Raw genomic sequence first — 15,967 nt, 5'->3', positions numbered from 1 at the left:
TCAGCGTAATCGGTTCCGAACAGCGCTTCAACGCGCGACAGCGCCGGCGGTTGCGTCGCCGGCAACCTCACAATCTGGACGCGGGCCTCCGAGGCGGGAACAAACGATCCCCGCCTCGGCCACGAGAGCCCAATTCAGCGCGTTGCGAGCCTATCCGGCAGTCGCACCAGGATGATCTCGGCCAGCATCACCACCACCGCGCCGACCACGATGGAGTGTCCGGCCATCTCGGCGACGATTGCCGGCAGGCTGTCGGCGAAGGAGCTCGCCAGCGCCGGGATGCCGAGGCCGGCCATCAGGCCGAGCGGCGCGACGAGGTTCTTCACCGCCGAGCCGCGCTCCTGGCTCGCGAGCTGGATGCCGGTCATGATCACGGTTGCCGCGGCCGGCAGGAACAGGCCGCCGACGACGGAAGCCGGGGTAGCCACCAGCACCGCCGCCACCTTGGGCAGGAAGGCGAGCACGATAAAGATGATGCCGGCCACCCGCACCACATGGCGGCTGGCGACGCCAGTCATCTTCACCACGCCGAGGTTCTGCGCATAGGCGGTCGTGCCGAAGCCGCCGATGAGTGCGGCCAGCATCGAGCCGCCCGCCTCGCCGGCGATGCCCATATTGACGCGGCGGTCGGTGAGCTCGACGCCGGTCAGCCTGGCGGTCGCCTCATACATGCCCATCGCCTCCACGACGGCGACGAGGAAGACGATGCACATGGTGATCGTGATGCCGGCGTCGAACTGCAGCGCGCCATAGGGCAGGAGCTTCGGGAAGGCGATCCAGGGCGCGTCGCCCACGCTGGAGAAATCCAGAAGGCCGAGCGTCAGCGCCAGCGCATCGCCGATGACAAGTGCTATCAAGAAGCCGAACATTCGCAGATTGCCGCCGAGCGCCGAGCAGGTCAGCACCGCAGAGGTGGTCACGCAGGCAAGCAGCAGGCTGGAGCCGGTGCCATAGGTTGGCATACCTGGCCCGCCGAAGAATTCCTGGAAGGTGAAGCCCGCCAGCGCGATCCCCACGAGCGTTATGATGGTGCCCGAAACGGCAGGCGACAGCAGCCGGCGCAGGCGCGCCAGCTGGCCGCCAACGGCAGCGAGGAACACCAGCATTGCGCCGATGATCAGCCCCAGGCTGGCCGCCGAGATGGTGCCGGCCTTGTAGTAGCCGATCGCCAGCGGCGAGAAGGCCGAGGACGGCCCCTGCACCACCGGCAGGCGCACCAGCTTGGTGCTCTGCACCACCGTGACGACGCCGGCGGCAAGGAACGTCGCCGTCACCAGATTGGTCGCCAGCGAGGCCGAGAACCCCGCCACCGCCGCGATGAAGATCGGGTCGAGCCAGGCGTTGGAGATGAGGGCCTGTTGCAGGCCCAGCGCTACCCTTCGCTTGGCGGGGATGATCTCCTCGACATCCCCCATGGTGCTGATTTGTGAGACGTGATCGTGGTGTCCCTGCAATGGGACGTCCATCAGACCGGCCATGATACTTCCTCCTCCCAGAAGCAGACGTGCGGTTTGGTTATTGTAGTTTTGGTTCTTGCCGGCCCGTGGCCGGCAAGCTGTCAGGCAGCCAGTCGCTGGATGCGGCGGGCGTGCGTGGCGTGTTCGCGCAGCACGTCGTTCAGTCCGGCCATGGTCGGCCGGCTGTTCTCGACCAGCACCTTGCCGTTGACGATGGTGGTGCCGGCGGTCGCCGGACCGCAGCGCAGCCAGGCTTCGACGGGGTCGGTATGAGCGCCGGCAAGCGCGATGTCGGACATTTCCCAGATGACCAGGTCGGCGCAGGCGCCGGGCCGCAGATGGCCGATCTCATCCTCCCAGCCAAGGCAGGCCGCGCCGCCGCGCGTGGCGATGTCGAGCGCATCGCGCGCCGACATCGAGTTGGGGCCGTTGCGGAAGCGGCCGAGCAGCAGCGCGGTGCGCGCCTCCAGCCACATCGAGGCGTGGTCTGTCGAGGCTGAACCGTCGCAGCCCAGCCCCACCGGCATGCCGCGCGCCCGCAGGCCCATGGCGTCGGCAGCACCCCCGCCGATCAGCATGTTGGAGCATGGGCACTGCGCGGTGCAGACGCCCGCATGGGCCAGCCGGCCGATCTCTTCATCCGAGGGATAGATGTAATGCGCCACCCAGGAGCGCTTGCTCGCCCAGCCGACGCGCTCGAAATATTCGGTCGGGGTGCAGCCATAGACCTCGGCGCAGTAAACGTCCTCCTGCGGGTCCTCGGCCAGATGCGTGTGCAGCCGCAGGTCATACTTTTCCGCCAACCGCGCCGATTCCGACATGATGCGCTCGGTGACCGAGAACAACGAGCAGGGCGCCAGCGCCAACCGTGTCATCGAGCCGGCGGAAGCGTCGTGGTATTTTTCGACCAACCGCACGCTGTCGGCGAGGATCGTCTCCTCGTCCTGCACAACCGATTTCGGCGGCAGGCCGCCGTCTTCCACAGAACGGGTCATCGAGCCGCGCGTGGCATAGAAGCGGAAGCCGATGTCGGTGCTGGCACGGAACTGCGCGTCGATCAGAAAGGGTTTGGGATGGACATACATGTGGTCCATCGAGGTGGTGCAGCCACCCATCAGAAGCTCGGCCATGGCGATATAGGTCGAGAGATAGACCGACTCTTCGTCGAGATCGGCCCAGAGCGGATAGAGCCCGGTCAGCCACTCGAACAGCGTGCCGTTGGTCACCGGCGCATAGGAGCGGGTAAGGTTCTGGTACATGTGGTGGTGGGCGTTGATCAGCCCCGGCGTCACCAGCCGGCCGCGGGCCGAGATGGTGCGCTTGGCCTCCGGCTCCTCGCCGGCCTTGCCGATGGCGTGCACGCGGTTGCCCTTGATGGCCACCCAGCCGCCGGCCACTTCCCAGCCGCGATCCACATAAACATGCGCATCGCGAACAAGCAGGTCTACAGTCATCCGTCGTCGTCCTTCCAGGTCTGGTTCCCAAGCGGTCCCGAAGGCGCGGTCTTTGCCGCCTTCGCGCTATGAGCCCTGTCCCTGGAGGTGCGAACTCCGGATCGTCATCGACTGTAAAAGGTTGAGCGGGCTTGCTCTGCTATGCCTTGCCGGTCCGGCCGCCGATCAGCTTGCCGATCCCGTGCCTGAGACGGCCACGGAAACCCGCAACGCATCGCCAAGCGCCGTCGATGCAATCCGATATTTTCCTTTCTGTCAAATTATTTTCATGAGGAGGATGTGCCGGCCGCGGCGTGGTCGACAAAGCCAGTCTCGAAATCCCCGCATGGCTGGAACTGTTCAACAAAGCAGTTTAATCGGAGGCAAAAGCGGCAGGGGCCGCGAGAGGCAGGAACAAACCGTGGCAACAGCGTTCGAACCCGCGCCGGCGACTTTGCTCAAGACCGTCGACGGCGACGATTTTCCGGTGCGCCGGGTGTTCTGCATCGGGCGCAACTATGCTGCCCACGCCCGTGAAATGGGCAAGGACCCCGACCGCGAGCCGCCCTTCTTCTTCAGCAAATGGGCCGAGACGGTGGTGAATGCCGATCCCGCCGACGCTTGCCGCATCGCCTATCCGCCGGAAACCGAAAGCTATCACTTCGAGGTCGAGCTGGTCGTCGCGCTGGGCGCGCCGGCATTCCGGGTGGATGCGGACGAAGCCATGAAGACGGTCTGGGGCTATGGCGTCGGGCTCGACATGACGCGTCGCGACCTGCAGTCGGCCGCCAAGGACCTCGGCCGGCCCTGGGATGTCGCCAAGAATGTCGAAGAGTCCGCGCCGACCGGGCGCCTGGTGTCTGCCGCCAAGGCGGACGCCGCCGGATTCGACCCGGGGCGGGGGCGCATTGCGCTGTCGGTCGACGGCGCAAACAAGCAGGACGGCGACCTCTCCGAGATGATCTGGCCGGTGGGCGACGTCATCGCCCACGTCTCGCGCTTCTACCGCCTGGGTGCCGGCGATCTTATCTTCACCGGTACGCCCGCCGGCGTCGGTGCGGTTCGGCCGGGCAACAGGCTGGTTGGCGAAATCGCCGGCCTTCCCCCGCTCCATATCACCATTGGCGATCCCGCCTGATTTCAACCCGCTTGGCGATGGCCTGAAACTGTGATCAGATGATCACATGCGGCGGAGTCGCGGGTGGCTGCGATTGCGCCCCGTCAGGCGTGTCGGGAAAGAGGGTAGCATGGCTGTCGATGTGGGATTTGAGCCGGTGGCGTCGCGTATGACGGTGCAGGACGGCGTCTATCAACAGCTGCGCCATGCGCTGATGATCGGCCGCTTCGATCCCGCGCAGACGCTGACCATCGCATCCCTCGCCGAAGCCTTCGGCACCAGCAACATGCCGGTGCGCGAGGCGCTGCGCCGGCTGGCGGCCGAAAACGCCCTGGAAATCGCGGCCAACGGCTCGGCCTGCGTGCCGCCGGTCACGCTGGCGCGGCTGGACGATCTCTGCCAGGCGCGCGTCGCTGTCGAGGGCCTTGCCGCTGAACTCGGCGCGCCGCGCCTCTCCGCTGCCGACATCGCCGCGCTCGAGCAGATCGTTGCCGAGCAGCAGGACATCGGCCGCAATGACAGCATCTACGACCTCATCAGCAAGAACCAGCAGTTCCATTTCATCATCTACCGCGCCTCGGGTTCGGATGTGCTGTTCCAGCTCATCGAGACGCTTTGGCTGCGCTTCGGCCCCTACATGCGGCTTTTGTCACATCATGTCGCGCCGTCGATGAAGGCCGGGGTCATGGAGCCCTCCGGCCGCCACAGGGCGATCATCATTGCGCTGAAGGACCGCGATTTCGCCCGCGCCCGCGCCGAGGTCGAGGCCGACATCCGCGCCACGCAGGAAACATTGCGCGGCATCTGCCCGGACGTGCCGTAAGCACTTAGGCTGCAGCCTGGACCGGACTGCCACCTGCGAGTCCGAGGCCTGGGTCCCCGGAACCTCCGCACTTCGCTTCGCTCGTGCTCCGGCCCGAGGACGACGGAGTGGAAGGCGTGGTCCACTTATCAATTGAAGGACCCGACGCCTCACGGCCTATCGACGGCGAAAGTTACGCACCGAACGAGATCAACTCCGTCATTCCCGACCTCGTGAGCGAGTGAAACGAGCGGAGAGTGTCGGGAATCCATGCCTCGACGCCGACATGGCCAAAGCGGTCCAAATGATAGTCACTGCCTCTCGTTGTCGGCCCCACACAGTCAAACACTAGCACGCCTTCCTGCGACAAGGCAGCGCCGCGTGATAGGGCCATCGGCCTTGCTCAAATCTCGCCAATTTTCACATCCAGGAACGGGATAACTGTCAGCCCGCTGGGGGCATCCAAAAAATGTTCGCCCGGCCTTGGTTGATCTGGATCAGATTTTATGATCACATGATCACAAGACAGGGAGTGAGCATTGTCTGGCTATTTTCTTTACCACTCGATCGGCACCTTTCCGGGCAAGTCTGAGGCGATGGCGGCTGCCTTGTCGGATTTCTCGGCGATCTGGTCGGCTGAGGACGATGGCCAGTGGCCTGCAGCCATGGCCGCGCGCCAGCGCTTCATCGGCGCTTGGAGCAAGCTGATCGACGTGCCGGCCGGCTCGCTGACGACCGCCGAAAACGTCACGACCGCGCTCTACAGCCTCGTTGGCTCCTTGCCGGAAGCGCAGCTGAAGGGCCGTCGCTTCCTCGTTGCCGGCGATTGTTTTCCCAGCCTGCATTTCCTTTTGGCAAAGCTTGCCGAGCGCTTCGGCTTCGTGCTCGACACCGTGCCGCTTCGCCCCGGCGAAACCTGGGTGCGCGACGAGGACGTCATCGCCCGCTGGGGGGAGGACGTCGGCGTAGCACTGCTGACTTTCGTCACTTCGACCGCCTCGCACCGCTGCGACGTCGCGCGCCTTGCCGAGCATGGCCGCCGCATGGGCTCGATTGTCGGCGTCGACATCACCCAGGGCGTCGGCGTGGCACCCTTCACCGTGCCTGAAACGGGCGTGGATTTTGTCGTTTCTTCCTCGCTGAAATGGCTGTGCGGAACTTCCGGCGCGGGTGTCCTGCACGTGCGGCCCGAGTTGCTCGCAGCTTGCGAGCCCGAGCTGCGCGGCTGGTTCAGCCAGGAAAATCCCTTCTCCTGGGACCTCGACAAGTTCACCTACGCTTCCGACGTGCGCCGCTTCGACCACGGCACGCCGGCTATCCTTGCCAGCGTCGCCTCGCTGCCGGGGCTGGAATGGGCCATGCGCACCGGCATCGATGCCATCCGCGCACACAACCTCGTCCTCACCGAGCGCATCATCGAGCGCGCGCTGGAAAACGGCTGGGCGGTGGCCTCGCCGATCGACGAGCGCGAGCGCGGCGGCAGCGTCATGCTCACCCTGCCGGAAGGCGTGGATGCGCCTCGCCTCGTCTCGGAACTGCGCACCGAAAAGCTCTATAGCGATGCGCGCGGCTCGACGCTCCGGCTGTCGCCCGGCACCGTCACTTGCGACAATGCGGTCGAAGCACTGTTTTGCGGCCTCGAGCGGCGTATCGGCTGGCGCGAGCGGCGGGCGTCATAAAACAAATGTTCAGAGCGAGATAGCGATTTACGGAAAAGTCATCTCGCTCCAGGGAAGGAATTCAGGCAACCCCCGCCTGCGGCGTCCGGGCAACGCGACGCTGGAAGAGGTGGAAGTTTAGGGCGCCACGTTGTGTGGCCAAATAGAGGGAGTGAAAATGCTCAAGCGCTTGAGTCTAACGGGAATGGTGGTAGCGGCCGGCTTTGCCTTCATGGCGCCGACCTTCGCCGACACGATCACGGTTGGTGCCTATCCGGCCAATCCGCCGTGGGAATACAAGACCGATGTCGGTGATTTCGAGGGCTACGAAGTCGACGTCGCCAAGGAAGTCGGCAAGCGCCTCGGCATGGATGTCGAGTTCCAGGACATGGGCTTCCAGGCTCTGTTCGCCGGCACCAGCTCGGGCCGCATCGATTTCGCCATCTCGTCGATCTCGATCACCAATGAGCGCCTGCAGAACCAGTCCTTCACCCAGCCCTACTACGACAGCGATGGCACCGTGGTCGGCAAGGAAGGTTCCACCGTCACCTCGCTCGACGACCTGAAGGGCAAGACCATCGGCGTTGTCGCCGCCACCACGGGCGAAGCCTGGGCCAAGGAAAACGCCGAGAAGCTCGGCATTGCCGAGGTCAAGAGCTACGCTTCGCAGCAGGACCTGCTGCTCGAGGTGCAGAACGGCCGCATCGAAGGCGGTGCGGGTGAGCTGGCTGGCTTCCAGTATGCCATGACCAAGATCCCGGGCCTGAAGGTTCTCGTCCGCATCCCGACCGGCGAGCGCTTCGCCATGATGGCCAAGAAGGACCATCCGCTGGTCGAGAAGGCCAATGACGCGATCACGGCGATGAAGGAAGACGGCACCCTGGCCGAGATCCACAAGAAGTGGTTCCAGGCCGACGCCGACCCCGAGACCAGCACCATCAAGGTCATGCCGCTGCCGAAGGCGGAATAAACCAAGCCAGAAGCGCCGGTGCAGTTGCGCCGGCGCTTCAGGTTTTTCATTCTAGCACTCGCCGACCGGCGGGTTTCTTTCTAGGCGGGCTGGTCCATGGAACTGATCAATACCTTCTTCAACTGGGACATCCTGGTCAGATCCTTCCCGATCCTGCTGCGCGGGCTCGGCAACACCATTATGCTCGGCTGCGCCAGCATCTTCTTCGGCTGCATTGTCGGCCTGCTGGTCTGCCTGGCGCGTCTTTACGGACCGCGCCCGCTCAAGACGCTGGCGGTCTTCTATGTCGACGTCTTCCGCGCCCTGCCCATCCTGGTGGTGCTGATCCTCATCTATTATGCGCTGCCCTTCGTCGGCATCCGCCTGTCGTCCTTCGCCTCGGCGACGATCGCGCTGTCCATGGTGCTCGCGGCCTTCACCGCCGAAGTCTGCCGCGCCGGCATCGAGAACATCCCGCGCGGCCAGTTCGAGGCGGCGGCAGCGCTCGGCCTGCCGTTCTGGCTGGCGCTGCGCAAGGTGGTGCTGCCGCAGGCGCTGCGCATCGTCGTTCCGCCGCTCACCAGCAACTGCGTCTCGGTCTACAAGGACACCGCACTTGCCTCGGTCGTGGCCATGCCGGACCTGTTGAAGCAGGCCACCGACGCCCAGGCGCTGATGGCCAACCCGACCCCGCTCATCGGGGCGGCGATCATCTACCTGGCCTTCCTGTGGCCGCTGGTCCGCCTCGTCAGCCATCTCGAAGAACGCAGCAAGCGCGCCTACGGCAGAAGCTGATCCTTCAATCCATGCAGAACCCCCGCGGCGCCCGCGCCGCACGACCCAACTCGACCTCAGAAAGCATTTTTCCATGACCCAGCATCGTCCCATCGAGCCCGCCGACGCCGCGTCGTTCCCAGTCGACCAGGTGCGCGCCATGTTCCCGGCGCTGCAGAAGGCCGGCGACTTCATCTTCTTCGACAACGCCGCCGGCGCCCAGATCCCGCAGAGCGTTCTCGAAGCGGTGCAGAACCACCTCGTCGGCCACAACGTCCAGCGCGGCGGCCGCTATGGCCGCAGCGTTAAGGTCGACCAGTCGGTCGCCGAGGCGCGCGAGAGCGTGGCGCTGCTCATCAACGCCTATAGCCCGGCCGAAATCTGCTTCGGCATGAACGCGACGTCCTTCATCCGTCTGGTCAGCCTCGGCATCGGTCAGATGCTCGGAGAGCGCGACGAAATCATCGTCACCGACATGGACCACGACGCCAACATCGCCACCTGGCTTGCGCTGGAATCGATGGGCGCCAAGTTCAAGTGGTGGCGCATGCGCGAGGACGGCAACCTGCATGTCGACGACCTGCGCCCGCTGCTGGGCGAGCGCACTCGCCTCGTCGCCTGCACGGTGACGGCGCATTCGATCGGCTCGATCGTCGATGTCGCCTCGGTGGCCAAGGTCGCGCACGCCGCCGGCGCCGAAGTGTTCCTCGACTGCGTGCACTACGGCCCGCACGGCCTCATCGACGTCCAGGCCTGGGATTGCGACTATCTCGTCTGCTCGGGCTACAAGAACTTCTCGCCGCACATGGGCTTCCTGTGGGGCCGCTTCGAGACGCTGAAGCGCCTGCCCACCTTCCGCGAGGATTTTATCCCGGACGAGCCGCCCTACAAGGTCGAGGCCGGCACTTTCATCTACGAAAACGTCGCCGGCATGGATGCGGCGGTGAAGTACCTGGAATCGGTCGGCCGCAACTTCGCGCCGTCCAACAACCTTTCGCGCCGCGAGAACATCGTCGCCGGCATGGGCGCGATCCGCGCCTATGAGCTGTACCTCGCCCGCGAGATGCTGCGCGTGCTGAAGGATTGCGGCGCCACTGTCTATGGCGTCGACGACGGGGCCCGCATCGACGAGCGCGTGCCGACCTTCTGCTTCAACATCGGCAAGCTGTCGCCGCAGATGATCGCCGAGGAAATGTCCGAGATGCAGATCGGCATCCGCGACGGCCACATGTATGCGCCGCGCCTGATGAACCGCCTCGGCCTCAGCATGGACAGCGGCGCGGTGCGCCTCTCGCTCGTCCACTACAACACGATGGAAGAAATCCACCGTTTCGAGAAGGCGCTGAAGGAACTGATCGCCCGCCATTCCTAAGCTTCAGAAACACAAGCCTGGAGCGGGACAGCGGTCTCGCTCCGGGTGTTTGCCGGGTCGGGGCACGCCCGGCATATGAGAAGGGGCGCGACCGCAAATGGTCGCGCCCCTTCTATTTGGTCGCTTCGTCGGGTGTCTGAGGACTGCTCAGCTCGGGTTCTCGAGCGTGAACATGTCGGTCTTCTCGTCATAGGCGAAAAGCTCGGCATAGCGGGCCCAGCTGGTTATCGCCCGCAGCGTATATTCCGCGTTTTCTTCGGACATGTGCTCTTCCAGCTCTTCGCGGAAGCGGCGGGCCGGCGCCTCGTGGCTCGGCCGCTCGTCCAGCACCCGGCGCATATGCGCGGCAAGCGGCACATGCGCGACGAGCTGGTCAGCGAACAGCCCCTTGCGCTCGTCCACCTCGGCCTCGGCAAAGCGCATGCCCGCCTCGGTGAGCTGGATGTCGCCTTCCGCCAGTTCGGCGAAGTGGAGCAACTGCAAGGATTCGGCGATCGGGAACAGGTCGTCGATCTCGAGCTGCAGGCTGGCGGCCAGCGGCGGCAGGTCGGCCTTGCCGCGATAGGGCTCGGCCGCAATGGTTTCGATGAGGCCGGACAGGAGGTTGGTCGAGACGCGCGGCAGCACCATGTCGATGTCGGCCTCGACGACGCCTGCATGCGCTGGCTCGGCCACCGGCTTCCGGGCTGTCATGCGCTCGTAGATGTCCTCCACCAGCGCGCGGAACGCGGGGTCGAGGCGGTCGCGCGGCTGCGGCAGGTCGATGCGGATCTCGGCCGCCACCCGCCCCGGATTGGACGAGAAGATCAGCACGCGGTCGCACATCAGCACCGCTTCCTCGATATTGTGCGTGACCATCAGGATCGACTCGATGGGCATGCGGCCTTCCGACCAGAGGTCGAGCAGGTCGGTGCGCAGCGTCTCGGCGGTCAGCACATCGAGCGCCGAGAAGGGCTCGTCCATCAAGAGCACCTTGGGGTGCACCACCAGCGCCCGCGCAAGCCCCACGCGCTGGCGCATGCCGCCCGACAGCTCCTTGGGGTAGGCGCTCTCGAAGCCGTCGAGGCCGATCAGGTCGATGGCTTCAAGCGCGCGCTTGCGGCGCTCGGCGGACTCGATGCCGCGGGCTTCCAGCCCGAGCTCGACATTTTGCAGCACGGTCAGCCAGGGAAACAGCGCAAAGCTCTGGAACACCATGGAAATGCCGTCCGGCGTGCCGACGACGGGCTTGCCCTCGAAGGTGATCGAACCGGAGGTCGGCTGGATCAGGCCGGCAATCGACCGCAGCAGTGTCGACTTGCCCGAGCCGGAGCGGCCGAGCAGGCCGACGATCTCGCCCGCGTTCAGGGTCAACGCGACGTCGTCCAGCACGACGAACTGGCCTTCGTCGTAGCTCTGACACACGCTTTTGACCTCGACCAACGGCACGGCGTTTGCGGCGGTTGCGGTAACGAATTCATTCATTGTCGGTCTCCCGATCGAAATAGATATAGTGTCGGTTCAGTCGAGGCGCAGGCGGCGCTCGGCAAAGACGTAGAGCGGACGCCACAGCAGGCGATTGAACATGGTCACGAACAGCGACATCACCGCGATCCCCAGCACCACGCGCGGGAAGTCGCCGGCTTCGGTTGCCTTGGCGATATAGGCGCCGAGCCCGTAGGCCTCGAGATGTGTGTTGCCCCAGCTCGCCACCTCGGCAACGATCGAGGCGTTCCACGAGCCGCCGGTGGCGGTCAGCGCGCCGGTCACATAGTAGGGGAAGATGCCCGGCAGCATCACCTTGGTCCACCAGTTCCAGGAGCTCAGTTTGAACACCGACGCCACTTCCCTGAGGTCTGACGGGAAGGCGCTGGCGCCGGCGATCACGTTGAACAGGATGTACCACTGCGTGCCCAGGATCATCAGCGGCGACAGCCACACATTCGGGCTGGCGCCGGTGGCGACGATGGCGATGACGACGAAGGGAAACAGCACATTTGCCGGGAACGCCGCCAGGAACTGGGCCACGGGCTGCACCTTCTGGGCGACGGCCGGCCGCAAGCCGACCCACACGCCGATCGGCACCCAGATCAGGCTGGCGAGCGCGACCAGAACCGCCACGCGCACAAGCGTCGCCAAACCGCCGCCGAAGACTTCGGCCACGTCCGCCCAGCCGAGCGTGCGGCGGATATAGAGCACCGTCACCACCGCGCCGGCCGCGGCCATGAGCACGATGAAGACGAGCCAGAGGCGATCCGCAAGCTTGCTGGTCGGGCGCGGTTCGGCAAGAGCCGGCGCCTTGCGCTTGCGGCCTGCGCCCACCAGCATCAGCCGGTCCCAGGCGGCAGCCAGCGGCATGCCGATCAGCTTCAGCATACGGGTGCGGCGCAGGAGATCGTAGATCCAGGAGCGCGGCTTCTGCTGGCTGGCCGTCTGTTCGGCGCGGAACTTGTCGGCCCAGGCCACGATCGGCCGGAACAGCAGCTGGTCGTAGAGCAGGATCAGGATCGCCATGGCGAGCACGGCCCAGCCGACGGCGACGAAGTTTTCCTTGGAGATCGCCAGCGCCAGCCATGAGCCGATGCCCGGCAGCTCCACCGTGGTGTCGCCGACGGTGATCGCTTCCGAGGCGACGACGAAGAACCAGCCGCCCGACATCGACATCATCGTGTTCCAGATCAGGCCGGGTGCCGCGAACGGTGCCTCCAGCCGCCAGAAGCGCTGCCAGGAAGTGAGGCCGAAGCCGCGCGAAACCTCGTCGAGGTCGCGTGGGACGGTGCGCAGCGACTGGTAGAAGGAGAAGGTCATGTTCCAGGCCTGCGCGGTGAAGATCGCGAAGATCGACGCGCATTCGGCGCCGAGCTGGCTGCCGGGGAACAGGCCCAGGAAGAAGGTGACGGTGAAGGTCAGGAAGCCCAGCACCGGCACCGACTGCAGGATGTCGAGCGCGGGAATGATCACCATTTCCGCGCGTCGGCTCTTGGCGGCCAGCGTAGCCACCACGAAGGTGAAGATCAGCGAGGCGATGATCGCCGCGAACATGCGCAGCGTCGTGCGCAGCGCATATTCAGGCAGGTTGGCCGGGTCGAGCGTCACCGGCGCGGTGGACAAGAGTTCGATCGAGCCCCGCATGGCGATGGCCGCATGCGCCAGCAGCACGAACACCGCCGCCATGATCGACAGGGCAAGGATGTCATAGACATTGGGCACGATGCGACCGCGCGACAGCGTGGCGGCCTCGCTCAGGGATTCGCGATTGTGGGGCAGGAAGATCATTTGCGAACCTCGATGTCCGAGTGCAGAAGATTAGTTTGTTCGGACGCCAGCTTGCCGCTTCTGCCACGAAGGCATGACGGCATGGTCACTCTGGACGAAGGGCACGCGGTCGTCCGCCGCGACCGGCAAAGGTTGCGGCGGGTGGAGGATCTTCGCGATCAGGAAAGGAAAGTTTGCGGCGCGGACCGGAAGGTCAGGCTGCGAGAGCGTATTCGAAGCTGCGACTGACGCCCTCTTCGGAACGAGTGCGGGACTCGCGTGACCAGCGGCCTTCGAGCCGCCCGGTCAGCTGGTCACGCTGCCAGTGGCAGGTCAGCTGGGTGTTGTGGGTCTCCGCTTTGGCGGACGCAGCTGGCCGAACGTGCTTGCGAGCGACGGGCGCTGCCGAACGCACTGCGAGACGCACGGACTCGCGATCACGGAACGAGAGGATGATGTTGTTCATGGCTCACCTCCTTGGCCCGACAGGACCCGGAAGCGAGCGGACAGACCGTCAGGCCTTGCCGAAGCTCGCCCGGCGGGACATGCCGGGTACGGTATCGATTGACGGATGCGTTGTCCGGTTCCGGCTCAGAGCTTTCCCCGAACAGCGACTAGAATGACTGTCCATAACCTGTTCGTCTTGTTGTTGACTGCCTCGGGCGCACCCGAAGCAAGGGTGCCTTACGCCCGCTGCGTTTGAAGTGTCAAGCTTGAATTGCCACCAGATGATGCGCCTCGCCGCAATGTGAAGCGCAGCGGCCACAATGCTGCCCGGACGCCCTCAGAAAGGGCCGGCAGGCGCGAGTTCGATGACAAAAAGCCGAGACGGTGCCTGCGCCTCAAACCGAAGCATTGATGAGCCGGCTAAATACACTGCATCGTGCGAATTGAGCACGGCGTTCTTGTCGTCTGCCGTGACCTGGCAGGCACCGGCATGGCAGAAAATGATGAGCTCGGGCGCCGTTGTCGAAAGCTCCAGCGTGCCGTCGAGATCCAGGCGCCGCATGGTGTGAGCAAGGCGGCCGCGCCGGGTCATGATGTTGAGATCGGTCACCGTGCCGCCGAGCAGCTCAGCGCCGGTAGGAGCGTCGCCGGGAAAGGGCAGGGGCGCCGAGCCGGTCGTCAGATTGGTCGTTCCCATGCCCTCGACGGTGAGGCTGAGGCCGTCGCCGTCGAGAACGGCCAGCGTGCGGTCGATGCCGGCAAACACCGAGAACGGCCCGCCGCTCGCCACCGTCGCCATCGACAGCCGCCAGTCGAAATTATCGACCGAAGCGCCATCGGGCGAGACGGCGATTTCCGTCGTCACGCCACCACCGTTCTTCCACGGCATGCGCTTGTGGTCGGCCGAACGGAAAATGCGCATCATGGCTTACCTCTGAATGGGAACGCCCCCTCACCACGCAGGATGAGGGGGCGATCAGGCACAAATATCAACGGAGAACACTCTCCCGAAGGGCGAGGCTCGCCGTCACCTCACCCCAGAATGCCCGGCAGGTTGAGGCCGTGCTCCTTGGCGCAGTCGATGGCGATGTCATAGCCGGCGTCCGCATGGCGCATCACGCCGGTGGCCGGGTCGTTCCACAGCACGCGCTCCAGGCGGCGTGCCGCGTCTTCCGTGCCGTCGCAGACGATGACCATGCCCGAATGCTGCGAGAAGCCCATGCCCACGCCGCCGCCATGGTGCAGAGACACCCAGGTCGCACCCGAGGCGGTGTTGAGCAGCGCGTTCAGCAGCGGCCAGTCGGACACGGCGTCCGAGCCGTCCTTCATCGCTTCGGTCTCGCGGTTGGGCGAAGCGACCGAACCGGAATCGAGATGATCGCGGCCGATCACCACCGGCGCCTTCAGCTCGCCCTTGGCGACCATTTCGTTGAAGGCGAGGCCGAGGCGGTGGCGGTCGCCCAAGCCCACCCAGCAGATGCGCGCCGGCAGGCCCTGGAAGTGGATGCGCTCACGGGCCATGTCGAGCCAGTTGTGCAGGTGCTTGTTACCGGGGGTCAGCTCCTTCACCTTCTGGTCGGTCTTGTAGATGTCCTCCGGGTCGCCCGAGAGAGCCGCCCAGCGGAACGGGCCGATGCCGCGGCAGAACAGCGGGCGGATATAGGCCGGCACGAAGCCCGGGAAGTCGAAGGCGTTTTCGACACCCTCCTCCTTGGCCATCTGGCGGATGTTGTTGCCGTAGTCGACGGTCGGGATGCCCTGATGGTGGAAGTCGAGCATTGCCTTGACGTGCACGGCCATCGAGGCGCGGGCGGCTTTGGCGACGGCCTTCGGGTCGCGCTCGCGCTTCTCTTCCCACTGGGCCACGGTCCAGCCGATCGGCAGATAGCCGTTGACCGGGTCGTGCGCCGAGGTCTGGTCGGTCACAGCGTCCGGCTTCACGCCGCGCTTGACGAGTTCGGGCAGGACTTCGGCGGCATTGCCGAGCAGGGCGACCGAGATCGCCTTCTTTTCCTTGGTGGCCTTGTCGATGATGGCGAGCGCGTCATCGAGGTCCTTGGCCTGCACGTCGACATAGCCGGTCTTCAGGCGCATCTCGATGCGGCTGGCCTGGCATTCGATGGCCAGGCACGAGGCGCCGGCCATGGTCGCGGCCAGCGGCTGCGCGCCGCCCATGCCGCCGAGGCCGGCGGTCAGGATCCAGCGGCCGGAAAGGTCGCCGCCGAAATGCTGGCGGCCCATCTCCACGAAGGTCTCGTAGGTGCCCTGAACGATGCCCTGGGAGCCGATATAGATCCAGGAGCCGGCCGTCATCTGGCCGTACATCATCAGGCCCTTCTTATCGAGCTCGTTGAAGTGGTCCCAGGTTGCCCAGTGCGGCACGAGGTTGGAGTTGGCGAGCAGCACGCGCGGCGCATCCTTGTGGGTGCGGAACACGCCAACCGGCTTGCCGGATTGCACCAGCAGGGTCTCGTCGCTTTCCAGCTTGCGCAGGGCCGAGACGATGCGGTCGAAGCTGTCCCAGTCGCGCGCGGCGCGGCCGATGCCGCCATAGACCACCAGTTCGCCGGGCTTTTCAGCGACGATCGGGTCGAGATTGTTCATCAGCATGCGCAGCGGCGCTTCCGTCAGCCAGCTCTTGGCGGTGAGCTCGGTGCCGGTGGCGGCGCGGATGGTGCGCGAATTGTCGATGCGGGTGTGTTGGGTCATGCGTGGTCTCCAGCA

The 15,967-nt window shown here is 65.3% G+C and carries 13 protein-coding genes; 6 read left to right on the top strand and 7 right to left on the bottom strand.

Features of this window, described 5'->3' with window-relative positions:
• Positions 1–134 precede the first annotated feature (134 nt).
• Together M2281_RS08350 and M2281_RS08345 are read right to left on the bottom strand one after the other, a co-directional pair.
• Positions 135–1,478: a uracil-xanthine permease family protein gene (locus tag M2281_RS08350; RefSeq protein WP_280820595.1), complete on the bottom strand. Its 1,344-nt coding sequence runs from the start codon at positions 1,476–1,478 to the stop codon at positions 135–137.
• A gap of 80 nt (positions 1,479–1,558) precedes the next feature.
• Complete coding sequence (locus M2281_RS08345) at positions 1,559–2,911, bottom strand: 8-oxoguanine deaminase (protein WP_280820594.1); 1,353 nt, start codon at positions 2,909–2,911, stop codon at positions 1,559–1,561.
• A gap of 400 nt (positions 2,912–3,311) precedes the next feature.
• Between M2281_RS08345 and M2281_RS08340 the strand changes: the two genes are divergently transcribed.
• The 6 genes from M2281_RS08340 (at position 3,312) to M2281_RS08315 (ending at position 9,562) form a co-directional block, all read left to right on the top strand.
• Positions 3,312–4,028, top strand: a complete 717-nt coding sequence (locus M2281_RS08340; RefSeq protein WP_280820593.1) for a fumarylacetoacetate hydrolase family protein — start codon at positions 3,312–3,314, stop codon at positions 4,026–4,028.
• Positions 4,029–4,137: 109 nt separating this feature from the next.
• On the top strand, positions 4,138–4,830 hold the full coding sequence (locus M2281_RS08335; protein WP_280820592.1) for a GntR family transcriptional regulator: 693 nt from the start codon (positions 4,138–4,140) through the stop codon (positions 4,828–4,830).
• 518 nt (positions 4,831–5,348) lie between these two features.
• Positions 5,349–6,488 (top strand): aminotransferase class V-fold PLP-dependent enzyme, encoded by a 1,140-nt coding sequence (locus tag M2281_RS08330; protein WP_280820591.1) that lies wholly within the window; start codon positions 5,349–5,351, stop codon positions 6,486–6,488.
• A 157-nt stretch (positions 6,489–6,645) separates the two neighbouring features.
• Positions 6,646–7,437, top strand: coding sequence for an ABC transporter substrate-binding protein (locus tag M2281_RS08325; RefSeq protein ID WP_280820590.1), 792 nt, complete (start codon positions 6,646–6,648; stop codon positions 7,435–7,437).
• Positions 7,438–7,533: 96 nt separating this feature from the next.
• On the top strand, positions 7,534–8,211 hold the full coding sequence (locus M2281_RS08320; RefSeq protein ID WP_280820589.1) for an amino acid ABC transporter permease: 678 nt from the start codon (positions 7,534–7,536) through the stop codon (positions 8,209–8,211).
• Between the two features lie 73 nt (positions 8,212–8,284).
• Positions 8,285–9,562 carry a cysteine desulfurase-like protein gene (locus M2281_RS08315; RefSeq protein WP_280820588.1) on the top strand — a complete coding sequence of 426 codons (1,278 nt, stop codon included), beginning with the start codon at positions 8,285–8,287 and terminating at the stop codon, positions 9,560–9,562.
• Positions 9,563–9,709: 147 nt separating this feature from the next.
• Here the strand turns inward: M2281_RS08315 and M2281_RS08310 are convergent, their stop codons facing one another.
• The 5 genes from M2281_RS08310 to hutU all read right to left on the bottom strand — a co-directional run bounded on the left by M2281_RS08310 (position 9,710) and on the right by hutU (position 15,952).
• Positions 9,710–11,026, bottom strand: coding sequence for a nitrate/sulfonate/bicarbonate ABC transporter ATP-binding protein (locus tag M2281_RS08310; RefSeq protein WP_280820587.1), 1,317 nt, complete (start codon positions 11,024–11,026; stop codon positions 9,710–9,712).
• Positions 11,027–11,062: 36 nt separating this feature from the next.
• Positions 11,063–12,817, bottom strand: coding sequence for an ABC transporter permease (locus M2281_RS08305; RefSeq protein WP_280820586.1), 1,755 nt, complete (start codon positions 12,815–12,817; stop codon positions 11,063–11,065).
• Between the two features lie 193 nt (positions 12,818–13,010).
• Positions 13,011–13,262 (bottom strand): hypothetical protein, encoded by a 252-nt coding sequence (locus M2281_RS08300; RefSeq protein ID WP_280820585.1) that lies wholly within the window; start codon positions 13,260–13,262, stop codon positions 13,011–13,013.
• 318 nt (positions 13,263–13,580) lie between these two features.
• Positions 13,581–14,165 (bottom strand): HutD/Ves family protein, encoded by a 585-nt coding sequence (locus tag M2281_RS08295; protein ID WP_280821156.1) that lies wholly within the window; start codon positions 14,163–14,165, stop codon positions 13,581–13,583.
• 110 nt (positions 14,166–14,275) lie between these two features.
• The gene (gene hutU / locus M2281_RS08290) at positions 14,276–15,952 is read right to left on the bottom strand and encodes a urocanate hydratase (RefSeq protein WP_280820584.1); all 1,677 of its coding nucleotides are present in this window, start codon (positions 15,950–15,952) and stop codon (positions 14,276–14,278) included.
• Positions 15,953–15,967 lie beyond the last annotated feature (15 nt).

The sequence above is a fragment of the Pseudaminobacter soli (ex Li et al. 2025) genome, assembly GCF_029892515.1.
GTDB lineage: Bacteria > Pseudomonadota > Alphaproteobacteria > Rhizobiales > Rhizobiaceae > Pseudaminobacter > Pseudaminobacter soli_A.
This window is presented reverse-complemented; position numbering and strand designations above follow the sequence as displayed.

Bases quoted from the DNA above. Each gene is read 5' to 3' on its own strand.
- M2281_RS08345 (WP_280820594.1), bottom strand. From the start codon at position 2,911: ATGACTGTAGACCTGCTTGTTCGCGATGCGCATGTTTATGTGGATCGC.
- M2281_RS08320 (WP_280820589.1), top strand. From the start codon at position 7,534: ATGGAACTGATCAATACCTTCTTCAACTGGGACATCCTGGTCAGATCC.
- M2281_RS08350 (WP_280820595.1), bottom strand. From the start codon at position 1,478: ATGGCCGGTCTGATGGACGTCCCATTGCAGGGACACCACGATCACGTC.
- M2281_RS08325 (WP_280820590.1), top strand. From the start codon at position 6,646: ATGCTCAAGCGCTTGAGTCTAACGGGAATGGTGGTAGCGGCCGGCTTT.
- M2281_RS08295 (WP_280821156.1), bottom strand. From the start codon at position 14,165: ATGCGCATTTTCCGTTCGGCCGACCACAAGCGCATGCCGTGGAAGAAC.
- M2281_RS08310 (WP_280820587.1), bottom strand. From the start codon at position 11,026: ATGAATGAATTCGTTACCGCAACCGCCGCAAACGCCGTGCCGTTGGTC.
- M2281_RS08305 (WP_280820586.1), bottom strand. From the start codon at position 12,817: ATGATCTTCCTGCCCCACAATCGCGAATCCCTGAGCGAGGCCGCCACG.
- M2281_RS08335 (WP_280820592.1), top strand. From the start codon at position 4,138: ATGGCTGTCGATGTGGGATTTGAGCCGGTGGCGTCGCGTATGACGGTG.
- M2281_RS08315 (WP_280820588.1), top strand. From the start codon at position 8,285: ATGACCCAGCATCGTCCCATCGAGCCCGCCGACGCCGCGTCGTTCCCA.
- hutU (WP_280820584.1), bottom strand. From the start codon at position 15,952: ATGACCCAACACACCCGCATCGACAATTCGCGCACCATCCGCGCCGCC.
- M2281_RS08300 (WP_280820585.1), bottom strand. From the start codon at position 13,262: ATGAACAACATCATCCTCTCGTTCCGTGATCGCGAGTCCGTGCGTCTC.